The sequence below is a fragment of the Idiomarina loihiensis L2TR genome (assembly GCF_000008465.1).
Lineage (GTDB): Bacteria > Pseudomonadota > Gammaproteobacteria > Enterobacterales > Alteromonadaceae > Idiomarina > Idiomarina loihiensis.
Genome location: NC_006512.1, coordinates 1,990,330 through 2,005,025, shown reverse-complemented (window position 1 = coordinate 2,005,025; position 14,696 = coordinate 1,990,330). Strand labels below are relative to the sequence as shown.

At 47.5% G+C, this 14,696-nt stretch carries 15 protein-coding genes and 1 other RNA gene; 8 read left to right on the top strand and 8 right to left on the bottom strand.

The features are described 5' to 3' along the window. The first annotated feature begins 54 nt into the window (after positions 1-54). Entirely contained in the window at positions 55-1,419 is a 1,365-nt protein-coding gene (gene radA, locus IL_RS09620; protein WP_011235106.1) for a DNA repair protein RadA, read from the top strand. A 51-nt stretch (positions 1,420-1,470) separates the two neighbouring features. On the opposite strand, the gene ettA is transcribed toward radA, so the two are convergent. Next, positions 1,471-3,135, bottom strand: a complete 1,665-nt coding sequence (ettA, locus tag IL_RS09615) for an energy-dependent translational throttle protein EttA (protein ID WP_011235105.1) — start codon at positions 3,133-3,135, stop codon at positions 1,471-1,473. 159 nt (positions 3,136-3,294) lie between these two features. Between ettA and glyA the strand changes: the two genes are divergently transcribed. The 4 genes from glyA to ribBA are packed head-to-tail and all read left to right on the top strand — an operon-like array spanning position 3,295 to position 7,289. Then, positions 3,295-4,551, top strand: a complete 1,257-nt coding sequence (gene glyA / locus IL_RS09610) for a serine hydroxymethyltransferase (protein WP_011235104.1) — start codon at positions 3,295-3,297, stop codon at positions 4,549-4,551. Between the two features lie 39 nt (positions 4,552-4,590). Beyond that, positions 4,591-5,040 carry a transcriptional regulator NrdR gene (nrdR, locus tag IL_RS09605; protein WP_011235103.1) on the top strand — a complete coding sequence of 150 codons (450 nt, stop codon included), beginning with the start codon at positions 4,591-4,593 and terminating at the stop codon, positions 5,038-5,040. Continuing rightward, a complete protein-coding gene (ribD, locus tag IL_RS09600) occupies positions 5,033-6,160 on the top strand; it encodes a bifunctional diaminohydroxyphosphoribosylaminopyrimidine deaminase/5-amino-6-(5-phosphoribosylamino)uracil reductase RibD (protein ID WP_011235102.1) in 1,128 nt (375 codons plus the stop codon). The genes nrdR and ribD overlap by 8 nt, the downstream gene beginning before the upstream one ends. A gap of 13 nt (positions 6,161-6,173) precedes the next feature. Further along, complete coding sequence (gene ribBA, locus IL_RS09595; RefSeq protein ID WP_011235101.1) at positions 6,174-7,289, top strand: bifunctional 3,4-dihydroxy-2-butanone-4-phosphate synthase/GTP cyclohydrolase II; 1,116 nt, start codon at positions 6,174-6,176, stop codon at positions 7,287-7,289. On the opposite strand, the gene IL_RS09590 is transcribed toward ribBA, so the two are convergent. From IL_RS09590 to IL_RS09575, 4 genes are read right to left on the bottom strand one after another with little or no spacing between them, the layout of a single operon-like run. Continuing rightward, positions 7,286-8,203: a ketopantoate reductase family protein gene (locus IL_RS09590; RefSeq protein ID WP_011235100.1), complete on the bottom strand. Its 918-nt coding sequence runs from the start codon at positions 8,201-8,203 to the stop codon at positions 7,286-7,288. The genes ribBA and IL_RS09590 overlap by 4 nt on opposite strands. Next, positions 8,190-9,533, bottom strand: coding sequence for an AmpG family muropeptide MFS transporter (locus tag IL_RS09585; RefSeq protein ID WP_011235099.1), 1,344 nt, complete (start codon positions 9,531-9,533; stop codon positions 8,190-8,192). Before IL_RS09585 ends, IL_RS09590 begins: the two co-directional genes overlap by 14 nt. Next, a complete protein-coding gene (locus IL_RS09580) occupies positions 9,533-10,123 on the bottom strand; it encodes a peptidylprolyl isomerase (RefSeq protein ID WP_011235098.1) in 591 nt (196 codons plus the stop codon). Before IL_RS09580 ends, IL_RS09585 begins: the two co-directional genes overlap by 1 nt. Positions 10,124-10,125: 2 nt before the next feature. Continuing rightward, the gene (locus IL_RS09575; RefSeq protein WP_011235097.1) at positions 10,126-10,671 is read right to left on the bottom strand and encodes a YajG family lipoprotein; all 546 of its coding nucleotides are present in this window, start codon (positions 10,669-10,671) and stop codon (positions 10,126-10,128) included. A gap of 129 nt (positions 10,672-10,800) precedes the next feature. Between IL_RS09575 and IL_RS09570 the strand changes: the two genes are divergently transcribed. The 3 genes from IL_RS09570 (at position 10,801) to ffs (ending at position 12,839) form a co-directional block, all read left to right on the top strand. Continuing rightward, positions 10,801-11,889, top strand: a complete 1,089-nt coding sequence (locus IL_RS09570) for a ketoacyl-ACP synthase III (protein WP_011235096.1) — start codon at positions 10,801-10,803, stop codon at positions 11,887-11,889. A gap of 20 nt (positions 11,890-11,909) precedes the next feature. Next, positions 11,910-12,659 (top strand): enoyl-CoA hydratase, encoded by a 750-nt coding sequence (locus tag IL_RS09565; protein WP_011235095.1) that lies wholly within the window; start codon positions 11,910-11,912, stop codon positions 12,657-12,659. An 83-nt stretch (positions 12,660-12,742) separates the two neighbouring features. Continuing rightward, an RNA gene (ffs, locus tag IL_RS13650) (signal recognition particle sRNA small type) lies at positions 12,743-12,839 on the top strand. A 17-nt stretch (positions 12,840-12,856) separates the two neighbouring features. Here the strand turns inward: ffs and IL_RS09560 are convergent. Genes IL_RS09560 through priC form a run of 3 tightly spaced genes read right to left on the bottom strand, consistent with a single transcriptional unit; the run spans position 12,857 to position 14,590 of the window. Beyond that, entirely contained in the window at positions 12,857-13,132 is a 276-nt protein-coding gene (locus IL_RS09560; protein WP_011235094.1) for a late competence development ComFB family protein, read from the bottom strand. A 5-nt stretch (positions 13,133-13,137) separates the two neighbouring features. Next, positions 13,138-14,073, bottom strand: a complete 936-nt coding sequence (locus tag IL_RS09555) for a histone deacetylase family protein (RefSeq protein WP_011235093.1) — start codon at positions 14,071-14,073, stop codon at positions 13,138-13,140. Further along, the gene (priC, locus tag IL_RS09550) at positions 14,060-14,590 is read right to left on the bottom strand and encodes a primosomal replication protein PriC (protein WP_011235092.1); all 531 of its coding nucleotides are present in this window, start codon (positions 14,588-14,590) and stop codon (positions 14,060-14,062) included. The genes IL_RS09555 and priC overlap by 14 nt, the downstream gene beginning before the upstream one ends. Positions 14,591-14,696: the final 106 nt, after the last annotated feature.

Below are 14,696 nucleotides of genomic sequence, written 5' to 3'. Positions count from 1 at the left end.
ATTTTTTATAGTTATTCTTGAATAATACCTCATCATAAAACGAGAAGCAGACGAATGGCAAAAGCAAAAAGTGCGTATGTGTGTAATGACTGTGGCGCCGACTTCCCGCGCTGGCTTGGGCAATGCCCGGAATGTAAGGCCTGGAACACGTTAACTGAAATTCGTTTAACATCAAAAACAACCCCTACTTCATCTGAACGGAGGGGCTTCAGCGGTATTACCGAAGGCCGGGTGCAGACCCTGAACGAGGTTGACTTGCAGGAAGTGCCGCGTTTTAGCTCGGGCTTTCAGGAGTTTGACCGCGTTTTAGGCGGCGGCGTTGTGCCCGGTTCGGCAATACTCATCGGCGGTTCACCGGGGGCAGGGAAAAGCACGCTGTTACTGCAGGCCTTATGCAAACTGGCAGAACGTATGCCTGCATTATACGTTACCGGCGAGGAATCTCTGCAGCAGGTTGCAATGCGGGCTCAGCGGCTTAACCTGCCGACGGATAAACTGCGTATGTTGTCTGAAACCTCAGTGGAGAGCATTTGTCAGCTGGCTGATAAAGAAAAACCCGCCATTATGGTCATTGATTCCATTCAGGTGATGCATATGGCGGATATTCAGTCGGCACCGGGCAGCGTCTCTCAGGTGCGTGAATCAGCGGCCTTTTTAACGCGTTACGCCAAACAAAAAAATGTCGCCATTATTATGGTCGGGCACGTGACCAAAGAAGGGCATCTGGCGGGGCCGAAAGTTCTGGAACATTGCATTGACTGCTCCGTACTTCTGGATGGCTCATCAGACTCCCGTTATCGCACCCTGCGTGGTACCAAGAACCGATTTGGAGCGGTGAACGAACTCGGCGTATTTGCGATGACAGGTGGCGGCCTGAAAGAGGTCTCGAATCCATCGGCTATATTCCTGCAGCGCGCCGAAGATCAGGGCAATGGCTCTGTGGTGATGGTGATCTGGGAAGGTACCCGCCCCTTGCTGGTTGAAATTCAGGCCTTGGTCGATTACTCGGCGCTGGCTAACCCGCGACGGGTTGCGGTAGGACTGGAAGCAACGCGACTAGCACTGCTACTTGCGGTTTTGCATCGGCATGGTGGTTTACAGGTATCGGATCAGGACGTTTTTGTGAACGTCGTTGGCGGGGTTAAGGTATCTGAAACGTCAGCAGACTTAGCGTTGTTGCTTGCTATTGTTTCCAGCTTTAAAGGAGAACCATTGCCGCGTGAATTAATTGTGTTTGGTGAGGTTGGCCTGGCCGGAGAAATACGCCCGGTGCCCAATGGTCTGGAACGATTAAATGAAGCTGCGAAACACGGTTTCAAAAAAGCTATTGTCCCTATTGGCAATACGCCCAAAACCTCGCCCAAGGGTATGGAAGTTATTGGGGTGAAGAATCTTCAGCAAGCGCTGGATGTCATGTAATTCGGAAGTAAAAAAGGGGAGCAATAAAGCTCCCCTTTTAGCCGCATTCTTTTAACCAATAGGTTTGTATTTAATGCGGTGCGGCTCCATAGCCTGTTCACCGAATTTTTCTTTCATATAAGCTTCGTAATCGCTGTAGTTACCTTCGTAGAATACTACTTCGCCTTCATCGCGGTAGTCCAGAATGTGAGTAGCAATACGGTCAAGGAACCAACGGTCGTGCGAAATAACCATCACTGAGCCCGGGAATTCCAGAATGGCTTCTTCCAGTGCCCGCAGGGTTTCCACGTCTAAGTCGTTGGTCGGCTCATCGAGTAACAAGGTGTTGCCACCGGCTTTTAGCAGTTTGGCTAAATGCACACGGTTACGTTCACCACCAGACAATTCGCCAATGCGTTTTTGCTGGTCGGTACCACGGAAGTTAAAGCGCCCAACATAAGCCCGGCCGTTAACTTCAAAGTTACCAATTTTCAGAATGTCGTTGCCGTCAGTAATTTCTTCAAAGACGGTTTTGCTGTCATCCATGTTGTCACGGAACTGATCAACGCTGGCTAATTGCACGGTTTCGCCCAATTCAACTGAACCACTGTCAGGTTGCTCTTGCCCGCTAATCATGCGGAATAAAGTGGATTTACCCGCACCATTTGGACCTATAATACCAACGATAGCGCCTTTGGGAACGCTAAAGCTTAAGTTATCAATTAGCTGGCGCTTGCCGTAAGCCTTGCTTATGCCGTTAACCTCAATAACTTTGTCGCCTAAGCGAGGGCCCGGTGGAATAAACAGTTCGTTGGTTTCGTTACGTTTTTGGTAATCGCCACTTTGTAGCTCTTCAAAGCGGTTAAGGCGTGCTTTGCTTTTCGCCTGACGGCCTTTCGGGTTAGTACGTACCCACTCCAGCTCCTGCTTAATAGTGCGCTGGCGTGCTTTTTCAGAACGCTCTTCCTGCTCCAGACGCTTCTCTTTTTGCTCCAGCCATGAGGAGTAGTTGCCTTCCCATGGAATGCCGTAACCACGGTCCAGTTCAAGGATCCAGCCCGCAACATTATCAAGGAAATAACGGTCGTGGGTAATAGCAACCACAGTACCATTGTAGTCATGCAGGAAGCGTTCAAGCCAGGCCACCGATTCCGCATCCAGGTGGTTGGTGGGCTCATCAAGAAGTAGCATGTCTGGCTTCGATAGCAACAGGCGACAAATAGCCACACGGCGTCTTTCACCACCTGACAAGTTACCGATTTTTGCATCCCACTCCGGCAGGCGCAGTGCGTCTGCAGCACGCTCAAGAATGTTGTCGATATTATGCCCGTCTTTTGCCTGCAACAAGGCTTCAAGCTCACCTTGCTCTTTTGCTAAGGCGTCGAAATCTGCGTTTTCGTCGGCATAAGCGGCATAAATTTCATCAAGCTTAGCGAAGGCCTCTTTTACATCTGCCACAGCCTCTTCAACGGTTTCTTTCACCGTTTTATTTTCATCTAACTGAGGTTCCTGAGGCAGGTAACCGATTTGGATACCTGCTAACGGACGGGCTTCGCCTTCGTATTCATTATCAACACCCGCCATAATGCGCAGTAAGGTCGACTTACCAGCACCGTTAACGCCTAAAACACCAATTTTGGCGCCGGGATAAAACGACAGAGAAATGTCTTTTAAAATCGTTTTCTTGGGGGGAACAACTTTGCTCACCCGCGACATTGAATAGATATATTGCGCCATAGCGACGTAAAATCCTTCTTATCAACAAAAAAGTTACTGCATAGTTTACTGTTATTTACGGACATCCCCAAACTTTGTTGTGCTGAACTAGGCACTCATTTGTGTTTTAAGGTAAAATAGCGGGCAAATTAAGACCATTTAATGATTTGGAGAGCTGTAATGCTGAAATCTGAGATGAACATTGCCGACTTTGACGCGGACTTATGGCAGGCGATGCAGGATGAAGTTGAACGTCAGGAACAACACATTGAGCTGATTGCATCGGAAAACTACACCAGTCCGCGGGTAATGCAGGCTCAGGGGTCACAACTGACCAACAAGTACGCAGAAGGCTATCCGCACAAGCGTTACTACGGCGGCTGTGAGTTCGTCGATAAAGTCGAGGACTTAGCTATTGAGCGCGCAAAAGAATTGTTCGGCGCCAAGTACGCAAACGTACAACCGCATTCCGGCTCTCAAGCTAATACCGCTGCCTTTATGGCTATGATGGAAGCAGGCGATACCTTCCTTGGTATGAGCCTGGCTCACGGCGGCCACTTAACACATGGCTCTGGTGTGAACTTTTCAGGCAAACTATACAATGCAGTTTCATACGGTCTGGACGAATCCACCGGTGAAATTGACTACGCTGAAGTTGAAAAGCTGGCGCAGGAACACAAACCGAAAGTTATCGTCGCTGGTTTCTCGGCTTATTCAGGCATTGTTGACTGGGCAAAATTCCGTGAAATTGCCGATAAAGTTGATGCTTATTTAATGGTTGATATGGCGCACGTAGCGGGTCTGGTTGCCGCTGGCGTCTATCCTAACCCGGTACCTTATGCTCATGTTGTCACTACCACTACGCATAAAACTCTGGCGGGCCCTCGCGGCGGCCTGATTATTTCCGGCAGCGATGATGAAAAGTTACACAAGAAGTTAAACAGTGCGGTATTCCCTGGCAACCAGGGTGGGCCACTTTGTCACGTTATCGCTGGTAAAGCGGTGGCTTTTCAGGAGGCGTTGCAGCCAGAGTTTAAAGACTACCAAAAGCAAGTATTAGTGAACGCCAATGCCATGGTAAAAACCATGCAGGCGCGCGGTTACAAAATCGTGTCGAACGGCACTCAGAACCACTTGTTCCTGGTGGATTTAATTGACAAAGATATTACTGGTAAAGATGCTGATGCGGCTTTAGGTAACGCGTTCATTACTGTTAACAAAAATGCGGTTCCTAATGACCCGCGTTCACCTTTTGTCACTTCAGGTTTGCGTTTAGGCACGCCGGCAATTACTCGCCGCGGCTTTAAAGAAGCGGAAGCTGAGCAGGTCGCCAACTGGATTTGCGATGTGCTGGATGACATTGCTGACGAAAGTAAAATTAATCAAGTTCGCGAGCAGGTAAAAGCGCTATGCGCTAAGTTTCCGGTTTACGGTTAATTGCGAACAGTTGTAAAGCGCACATAAAGGAGTCAGGCAATGCATTGTCCATTTTGCGGCACACAGGATACTAAGGTTATCGATTCGCGATTGGTTGCGGATGGAGCCTCAGTTCGTCGCCGGCGTGAATGTAATCATTGCAAGGAGCGCTTTACAACCTTTGAGACAGCTGAGCTGGTCATGCCCCGGGTTATCAAAACTGATGGTTCCCGCGAACCATTTAACGAAGATAAACTCCGAAATGGACTGCTGAGAGCACTGGAAAAGCGACCTGTGAGTCTTGAGTTGATGGAACAGGCCATTAACAAAATAAAATCCAGCATCCGGGCGACCGGCGAGCGCGAAATAAGCAGTAATTTCGTCGGCAGTCTGGTCATGGAAAACCTCAAGCAGATAGACAAGGTTGCTTACGTTCGTTTTGCTTCTGTTTATCGCTCGTTTGAGGACATTCGCGAATTTGGTGAAGAAATAGCGCGCCTTAATGACTGAATTAAACCCGCAGTACTTTGACCATCAAATGATGCACCGTGCGTTAATGCTGGCGCGGCGCGGACTGATGACGACCAGGCCGAACCCTGCGGTTGGCTGTGTCATTACTCTCGGGACTGAAGTTGTTGGTGAAGGCTGGCATCATCAGGCTGGCGAACCTCACGCTGAAGTACATGCTTTGCGCGCGGCAGGACAAAAAGTCAGGGGCGCAACGGCTTATGTCACGTTGGAGCCATGCAGTCATATTGGTCGTACACCGCCTTGTTGCGATGCGTTAATTGAGGCCGGAGTAAAACGTGTTGTGGTTGCCATGCAGGATCCAAACCCTAGGGTCAGCGGTAATGGTATTCAGCGTCTGAAAGCTGCGGGTATTTCTGTGGACGTCGGTGTACTGCAATTGGCTGCGGAGAGTCTGAATCCGGGGTTTATTTCCCGAATGACACGACAACGTCCATGGGTAACCCTAAAAATGGCAACCTCACTGGATGCAAAAACGGCGTTGTCAGATGGCCGCAGTCAATGGATAACGTCCTCTGACTCTCGCAGTGATGTGCAGTTTTTTCGGGCACAGGCCGACGCGATTCTGAGTGGTGCTGCAACGATTCTGGCTGACGATCCTAAATTGACAGTGCGTGTTGATCAGTGGCCAAAATCAAGACCGCTGCCTGAGCCTTTAAAACAGCCGGTACGTATTATTATTGACAGTCAGCACAGGGTGAATGACGAGGCCAGGGTTTTTGACTCTCCGGCGCCGGTGTGGTTAGTGCGAACAACTCCTGGTAAACCCAGTTGCCATCCACATTGTCATGAATTAATTATTGCCGCAGACCCTAACGGTAAAGTGAGTCTGCCGGCGCTTATGGTTGAATTGGCTAACCGCGAAATTAACCAGTTATGGACTGAGTGTGGGGCGAATTTGGCGGGCGCTCTTATTCAGCAGCAATTATGCGACAGATTGATGATTTACAGTTCGGGTCAGTTATTGGGCCATCATGGACGTTCGGTTATCGACATGAACGAGCCGTTGAATTTAGCTTCAGCACCAAGGTTTAAAATTATTGATCGTCGGCAGGTAGGCCCTGATCAACGCTTGGTAGCAGTACCTCATACACAAGATTAAAAGGTAAAGCGTTATGTCACTGCATAGCACAGAAGAGATTATCGAAGATATTCGTCAGGGTAAAATGGTTATCCTTATGGATGACGAAGATCGCGAAAACGAAGGTGATATCATTATTGCAGCCGAGTGTGTGACGCCGGAAACTATCAATTTTATGGCGCGTTATGGTCGCGGACTGATTTGTCTGACGTTAACGGAAGAACGCTGTGAGCAACTGAATTTGCCGTTAATGGTAGATAAGAACAACGCCCCATACGCAACAAGCTTTACTGTTTCGATTGAGGCCGCTGAGGGGGTAACCACAGGTATTTCCGCGGCGGACAGAGCGAAAACGGTGCTGGATGCTGTGAAAAAAGACGCCAAGCCCGAAGATTTAGTCATGCCGGGACATATTTTCCCGTTAAAGGCTAAGTCGGGCGGGGTGTTGAACCGTGCGGGACACACCGAAGCGGGTTGTGATCTTGCGCGTTTAGCCGGGTTTGAACCTGCGGCGGTTATCGTTGAAGTGCTGAACGAAGATGGCACCATGGCGCGCCGCGCTGATCTTGAAGCTTTTTCTGAAGAGCATGGTATTAAAGTCGGCACCATTGCCGATTTAATCGAATATCGCTCGATACAGGAAAAAACCATAGAACGGGTGGCTGAATGTAATTTGCCTACGGCATTTGGCAAGTTCCGGTTAATCACTTATCAGGACACTATTGATGAACAGGTACATTATGCTCTTGTTCACGGTGACCTCTCGCAAGATAAAGTGACTAACGTACGAGTTCATTTGCAGGACACCTTCCACGATACCTTTTTAACCGAGCGGGCAGCAAAACGCAGCTGGCCAATTCAGAAAGCTATGTCCTATATTGCTGAACACGATGGTGTGCTGGTTATTATTGGTCGTCAGCAAACCCCGGAGAGCATCATTGCTCAGGTGTGTGAATTTGAAGCGCAGGATAAAGGAGAGCAAAAACCAACAACATCGGCGTCAAATGCGTCCCGGAACGTCGGTTTAGGCTCACAGATTCTGGCAGACCTGAACATTCATAAAATGCACTTAATGAGCTCGCCAAAACGTTACTCTGCACTGTCAGGCTTTGGCCTAGAAGTGGTCGACTTTATTGAAGATAAAGACTAGCCGCTATAACGTTGTTGGAACTCATTGAGTAGTTGCTGGTGAGTCGGTGTGGCAACACCCGCCGTCTTACCAGCGTTAATTAAATAACCGGTTAACTGCTGTATCTCGGTACGCCGTTGTTGTTGAATATCCTGCAGCATGGAAGAGTGGTTTAAGGCCGTCTCCTTTGCTACTAAAAGCACCTCTTTATAGCATTCCTCAGTTGTCAAAGACACATTTTGACTGTTCGCTACAGCTACGGCTTCTGCTACGAGGCTGTATACTTGCGCCTGCCAGCTTCCCTTCAGCAATTCGCCATTAGCGCACTGATGAACTGCAGTCAGCGGATTAATAACGCAATTAATAACGAACTTTAACCAGCGTCTCTGACTTAGATCTTGTTCCAGAGTAAGCGGAGGAAAAGCCTGTTGCAGGACCAGGCCTGGGTCAAAGTCCGTCGGCTGATTCCGGACTGCAGGGTCGACTTCCAGCCAGCTTCGGCCTGCCCCCCTGTGTTCAATACAAAGGTCGGCATTTTCATTCCTGCTTCGTACCGCACCGTGAGTTGTCACCAATGGGTGTAAATTAAGCTCTTTTAACGGTTCAGGAAGTTCCACCATGCCGTTGTGACTTATTATTATGGGCATGGCTTTATTAAACCCGCGCAATGTCGTTATGCGTTGCAAGGCTTGAATCACATCAAAGGCTTTAACCGCAATAACGAACACCGTATTCTCGGCCAGAAGTTGTGTAATAACAGGAGCACTGTAGTCAGCTTTAAACTGCTTGTGAGTGACTTGCCAGTTTATTTCTCGTGTTCGGTTCTTACGCGGTAAAACCGATACAGACTGGCCATGTTCCAGCAGAGCGCCGGCAATAAGCCCTCCAATGGCTCCAGGGCCAAGCACGACCCAATTTAGGTTAGCCTTCGTCACGTTTTCGCTCCAGCTCGGCTATGGGTTTACGAATAAACCAGAGGAAGATAAGACTGGGGATAACCATTAAAGCAGTTAAAACAAAGAATAAAGCCCAGTTGCCATCCATATAATCGACAATTTGTCCGCTGGAGGACGACAGTACTGTTTTTCCTAAAGACCCCAACGATGCCATTAGTGCATACTGGGTTGCGGTAAAGGTTCGGTTACAAAGTAAACTGATGAAGGCAACGAAGGCGACAGTTGACCAGGCACTGGTAAAGCCGTCAATTAAAACCGCGCTTAGAAATAGGTTTGTATCCGGGCCTACCAGAGCAATCCACGAGAACATCAGGTTAGAAGAGGCCATGGCTACGCCGCCTATGAGCAGGCCTTTAATTATACCCAACCGTAAGTTGACGGCACTGCCTAGTAGCGCAAAAATAATAGTTACCCACCAGGTAACCAATTTTGAATAGGTGCCGATTTCGGCATTAGTAAAGCCAACTTCTTTATAGAAAACAATCGACATTCGTCCAAGAAAAGCTTCGCCAATTTTAAACAAAAAGATAAAGGCCAGAATTGAAAAAGCGAGCTTAACGCCGTTACGGGAAAAGAACTCACCAATAGGCTGAATAACAATAATGTTGACTCTCTCTTTCATTGCCGGCCAGAAGTGAGTCAATTTTGTTTTTATGGTTGGTTCCTGATGATAAGTGGTGCGGCGCACAAAGAGTACGACAGCTGCAAGGACTAACATGATGCAGCCCAGTCCGAAATAAGCGTGTTGCCATTGCCAGGTTATACCATCGACAAAAAAGAACGGCAGGGCACCTAAACCACTGTAGCCGGTCCACCATCCGGCGGTTGTCATTGCTGCACCGGCGCTTTGCAGTCGACCTTCGTTTTCCGCAAAAGATTCAATTCGGTAGGCGTCAATGGCTATATCCTGAGTCGCTGAACTGACAGCAATGCCAAGTGCAATTAGCCCGACGAGATGAAGGTGGTCGATAATATCCAGACTCGCTAATGCGAAACAACCTCCGGCAATGAGCATCTGGCAGAAAAAAATCCAGCTTCTTCGTTGACCCAGCCAGCGAGTGAGTATCGGGATTTTTAGGTTGTCGATAATAGGCGCCCATAAAAAATTTATAGAGTAGGCGCCAAAAACCGCACCGAAATAGCCAATGACTGAGCGGGTTAGTCCAACCTCCTGCAGCCACGCTGAAAGTGCTGAGCCAATCATCACCCACGGAAAACCACTGGCTAGGCCCAGAACAAAAATAACTAATACGCGAGGCTGTTTGTAGACTTTCAAATCTTGCCAGAAAGTCGGTTTTGTTAAAGCCATTAGTTTTGCGGTACAACCTCTATACGTTTCAGAATAGGCGGGTCGACAGGTACATCAGCCCAGCCAATTTCATCGCTATAGGCCTGTGATTCAAGTTTAGCCATGGCTTCAAGGACATCTAAGCCTTCAACGATACGACCAAATACAGCGTAGCCCCAGTCACCATTGTCTGGATTAAGTGAAGTATTGTCATTTAAGTTAAAGAAAAACTGGCGGGTACCTGAGTGAGGTTCACGTTCGCGAGCCATAGCAATTGTGCCATATTCGTTCTTCAAGCCGTTACCGGATTCATTCGCAATTTTTTCAAATGAGGGTTTGTCCTGAAAATCTTCGTCATAGCCGCCGCCCTGGATAACAAAGCCGGGAACTAAACGATGAAATATCGTACCGTTGTATTGTGCTTTTTTCACATAACGGAAAAAGTTCTTAACGGTTAAAGGAGCTGCATCGCGATTGAGCTCTACAGTGATGTTACCCATAGAAGTTATTATTTTTACCCGCGGGAAGGGGTTATCTGGCTGAATTTCAGCATGACTGACGCTGATAAAAATAGCTGCGGTGAGGCCAATAAAATATTTAAGGAAAGTCATGACTAAAAGTCCTCTTGTTCACGCATACGCAGCTTAGGATCATTAGCGATTTCCGTAAGCACCGAATTCAGTAATTGTTTGAATTGACGTTCTAAAGTTGCCTGGGCTGGTTTCAGACCACCTGTGGAGTTATAGGTTCCAGAATAAAAGTTGCTATAGCGACGATTTCCCCGGGTGGCCTCAACACGAATGGTAATACTGTGCTCGAGTTCGTATTTTACGGTATGAAGAGTTGCGTCAATTAGTGCTTTTTCGATGGTGACGTACCATGTCAGACCGTTTTCATCATAAGCACCTGTAACAGGCTGTAAAGCTTCTTCAACAACTAAGGTTAAGGGCCTTAGAGTGGGTGCGAATGCTGCTTTGTCCTCTTCTTTTTTATGGCGATATAAATAAGAATAAGAGCGTTTATCCGTGACTTTTAATTGGCTTACCTTGGTGTTTAGTTTATCAACAACAGTATCAGCGCTAATAATTAATGGATCAGGCTGGCTCTGGCAAGCACTGATAATAAGCAAAAAACTGGCGGCAAATAGTGTTCGGAACATAGGAGTTATCCTTTTTTATGGCGGTCATTCACCTGACGTCGATTCGTGCTATCATACGGTGAAACCGTATTGTCATAAAATACCTTACCATTATGACGATACTAGCCGACAGAAGTAAAAGGTTTTGCCGTGACTAAATTTGCTGAAATTACCGGTTGGGGAAAATGTCTGCCACCGGCTGTAATGACCAATGATGATCTTGCCACTTTCCTGGAAACCTCCGACGAGTGGATTGTTTCACGAACGGGTATTTCCGAACGTCGAGTAAGCCATGTTGGTACGTCTGAGTTGGCGACGGTTGCTGCGCGTAATGCTCTGGCCGCTGCCGATTTAGATCCCAATGAACTGGACCTCATCATTGTCGGTACTTGTACTGCAGATGAACTTATCCCCAACGTCGCGTCTAAAGTACAGCAAAATATCGGTTCAAAACATGCTGCAGCCTTTGACCTAAACGCAGCTTGCAGCAGCTTTTTATATGCAATGCACGTTGCGACTCAAGGCATAAAAACCGGCGCACATAAAAAGGTCTTACTCATAGGGGCAGAACGTTTAACCCGCATTCTGGACTGGACCAAGCGCGAAAGCGCCGTTTTATTTGGCGATGGCGCGGGCGCTATGGTACTTGAAGCCTCAGATGAAGAAGTTGGTTTGCTAGCTAGCCACATCAGTTGTGACGCAGATGCCCGCGACGTGTTAAGCCTCGATTTTGGCTCTAGCTTTGACCGGTTTAACTTTGACGGTATTATGCAATTTGATTTTGTTGGCCAGGAAATATTTAAACGTGCAGTGAAAGGCATGAGTGCGGCTGTCGACAAGGTTTTTCAGGAAACCGGCATGACCACCGACGATATCGACGCCCTTATTCCGCATCAGGCGAATAAACGGTTAATCGATTTCTTAGGTAAAATGTGCAAAGTGCCGAGCGAGAAAACCGTTATTAATATTCAGAATTACGGAAATACATCCTCAGCGACACTACCTATTGCCTTTGCTGAAGCTGCTGACAACGGTATTATCAAGCCTGGTGACAGCATTATGTCAGCCGTGTTTGGTGGTGGACTCACTTGCGGTGCCGGATTGATTAAATGGGGGCAGAGAGTCACGCCCAAACGTCCTAATCAAATGGAGCTACCGGCCGGAGATAAAAGCGCATTGGAGCTTATTGTTCCCATGCACGAAGCGACTAAAAAGGCCTGGAAAAATCGCGGTCAGTAATAATTGACGGGAGACAGATTTTGAGTACTGAAGAGCTCGTACAAGTTTCGCAAGATAACGGTGTTGTTCGCATACGTCTGAACCGACCAGCAAAGAAGAATGCCTTCACTCAGGACATGTACACAACATGTAATGAAGCGTTGAAAGCGGCAGACAACGACAGCTCGGTTCATGCAGTACTTTTTGAGTCCAGCGGTGACAGTTTTTCTGCCGGTAACGATTTAAATGACTTTTTATCAACTGAAAACTTAGATGAATCGGCTCCAGCGTTTCAGTTTTTGCATACTCTGGCCCGTGCCGAGGTACCTATAGTTGCCGCAGTAAATGGATTAGCTATAGGCATAGGAACAACGCTCTTACTGCATTGCGATATTGTTTACAGCAGTGACGACGCAGTATTTGCGTTGCCATTTGTGCAGCTAGGGTTATTGCCTGAAGCTGCCTCAAGTTTGTTGTTACCGCAAATTTGTGGTTACCAAAAAGCGGCAGAATTGTTGTTGCTCGGCGAAAGTTTTGACGCGCAGTCGGCTCAGCAAGCCGGGTTTGTTAACCATGTGGTTTCGCTTGAGCGGCTGCCTGTTGTGGTTGAAGAAACTCTGGATAAACTGCGTAAGCAATCCAGCAAGTCATTACGAATTTCCAAGCATTTATTAAAGCAGCCGACGGAGTCAGTAGCTGATCGCATCAGTCGTGAAGCGACGTTTTTTGCAAAAGCGTTAAGCTCAGATGAAGCTCGTCAGGCAATTGCTGCAAAGCTGCAGAAAAAGTAAGCAAAAGGTAAACTGTGGGTTGTTTCAGCCGGGCAACTGGTTCATAATGCAGCCCGCTTTGAACAAAGCGTTTATGGTGACTCTGCGGGTCCCCTCGCAACGCTAACTGGTGAACCCGGTCAGGCCCGGAAGGGAGCAGCCGTAGTCAGGGATGTGTGTGCCGAGGTGTGGCTGGTAGAGTCGCCACCCAATCTTTATTAATCGCCGTCAGGGCGTTTTCTTCCTTTCAAAAATTCCAGTGCTTCCGCTATTGCTTTGTGTACCTGCATTTCCATGTCCAGCCGCTTTGACGGTGGTAAAAAGAAAGCCATATCAACTTCGTGTCGAATGTAACGCGGCGGCAACTGATTAAGTACCAGGCAACTGAGATCAGCCAGAAACTCCTGACTGTGTTGCTTTTCCAGTTCCAGTTCTTCTATCCGGTCTGCAACTAAGCGTTCGTAATAATTATGAATGTCGTCGTCAAACTTCATACCTTTTATCCTTCTGTGAGCTTATTCTCAGTATAGACATAATAACTCGCTCTTAGTAGTTGAGCATGGGCTCTGACTAAACGAGGTAAATTACGTTGATACCCACCGCCGATTACAGCAGCCAGAGGAGTCTTATGTCTTTTAGCAAAGCGTAGTACAGTGAGGTCTCTTTGAAAAATACCCGCCAGACTAATATTCAGATGACCCAACTCGTCCCGCTGATAAATGTCGACACCGGCATCGTAAAGAATAAGATCGGGTTTAATTTCGCGGTTGATGCGTTCGAGGGTATTTTCGAGAGCCGCTAAGTATTCTTTGTCAGAGGTATGTTTAGCTAAAGGAATATCCAGGTTAGAGCTAGCTTTGGAAAATGGAAAATTGCGTTCCCCGTGTATTGAGCAGGTAAACACCCTATTATCATTTTCGAAGAGCGTGGCGGTTCCGTCGCCTTGATGAACATCGGTATCCAGTACCACTATTTTTAGTTTTGGATGGCGAACTAGTATTTCATTGCAGGCTATTGCTAAATCGTTGAGTAGACAAAAACCACTGCCCCAGTCTTTGTGAGCATGGTGGTAGCCGCCGGAAAAGTGTATGGCAACTCCCTTCGTGAGTGCCAGTTCGGTCGTCAGCAGTGTGCCCCCAGCGGAGGTTAGGGTGCGGTACAATAGCTGTTCTGACCAGGGAAAGCCTATGCGTCGCCAGCTGCTTTTATCCATGCTGTTCTGCCGTAACTGAGACAGATATCCCGGACAGTGTGTTCGTGCTACCTGTTCCCAGCTAAGTGGCTCAGGTTGATGCCATTGATTATTGGTTGCTCCGTGTTTAACCGCCCAGTCTTTTAGTAGGCGGTATTTCTCTATTGGGTAACGGTGTCTGGGCGGTAAATCTAATTCACTGTATAAAGGTGAGTAGATAAAAGGAACGTCAACCTTCTTCATAACGGCTAATCTTTTTCTCCAGAGAATCAATGGCCATTTGGCAGCGGTTAAGGCGTTGCTGCGCGCTTTGAATCATGGTTGGGTTATTACCCGCAGCAGCCGTATCCAGGTTTTCTGTCAGTCGTCTTTCGTAGTCACGATAAGTCACTAATTGTTGATGCATCTGCTGCAGTTGATTTTGCGCAGTAATGCGATGATCTTGCTGTTGTTTAGGTGGTCTATTAGCCCGGAAAGCTGTATTTAATGCTTCTAGCTGCAGACTGAGTTTTTCCGCAAGGTAACGTTGAGCATGATGGTTGTCGCTTTTCTGAAGCTGTCGAAAAAGGTTTTGGGTCTCTGCAACGTAATCTACAGCCAGGTTAGAACTTTGGCTGAACAGCGACGAACTAAACCAATTTTCGCTAAGCTGGCGATGTTTCTTTCTATTTTCCCCATCAATTTGCTCAGCTCGCCCCTGTAAAGTGTTGAGCAGCTGTTCAATATGTTGTATTGAGGTTACATTTAATATCTCTCTCATCCCTCTATATTAAAGGATTTTGAAACTTAGGTCACGAAATTGGGTCTACCATTGAATATAGGCTAATAAATTAATTGTTTAAAAAACGTTGAAATTGAAATGTCAG

What these genes read in the sequence shown, in the direction of transcription:
- radA (WP_011235106.1), top strand. Translation starts at nt 55, where the DNA reads ATGGCAAAAGCAAAAAGTGCGTATGTGTGTAATGACTGTGGCGCCGAC.
- ribD (WP_011235102.1), top strand. Translation starts at nt 5,033, where the DNA reads ATGACTGAATTAAACCCGCAGTACTTTGACCATCAAATGATGCACCGT.
- IL_RS09580 (WP_011235098.1), bottom strand. Translation starts at nt 10,123, where the DNA reads ATGACTTTCCTTAAATATTTTATTGGCCTCACCGCAGCTATTTTTATC.
- IL_RS09555 (WP_011235093.1), bottom strand. Translation starts at nt 14,073, where the DNA reads ATGAAGAAGGTTGACGTTCCTTTTATCTACTCACCTTTATACAGTGAA.
- IL_RS09560 (WP_011235094.1), bottom strand. Translation starts at nt 13,132, where the DNA reads ATGAAGTTTGACGACGACATTCATAATTATTACGAACGCTTAGTTGCA.
- IL_RS09575 (WP_011235097.1), bottom strand. Translation starts at nt 10,671, where the DNA reads ATGTTCCGAACACTATTTGCCGCCAGTTTTTTGCTTATTATCAGTGCT.
- priC (WP_011235092.1), bottom strand. Translation starts at nt 14,590, where the DNA reads ATGAGAGAGATATTAAATGTAACCTCAATACAACATATTGAACAGCTG.
- ribBA (WP_011235101.1), top strand. Translation starts at nt 6,174, where the DNA reads ATGTCACTGCATAGCACAGAAGAGATTATCGAAGATATTCGTCAGGGT.
- IL_RS09585 (WP_011235099.1), bottom strand. Translation starts at nt 9,533, where the DNA reads ATGGCTTTAACAAAACCGACTTTCTGGCAAGATTTGAAAGTCTACAAA.
- ettA (WP_011235105.1), bottom strand. Translation starts at nt 3,135, where the DNA reads ATGGCGCAATATATCTATTCAATGTCGCGGGTGAGCAAAGTTGTTCCC.
- glyA (WP_011235104.1), top strand. Translation starts at nt 3,295, where the DNA reads ATGCTGAAATCTGAGATGAACATTGCCGACTTTGACGCGGACTTATGG.
- nrdR (WP_011235103.1), top strand. Translation starts at nt 4,591, where the DNA reads ATGCATTGTCCATTTTGCGGCACACAGGATACTAAGGTTATCGATTCG.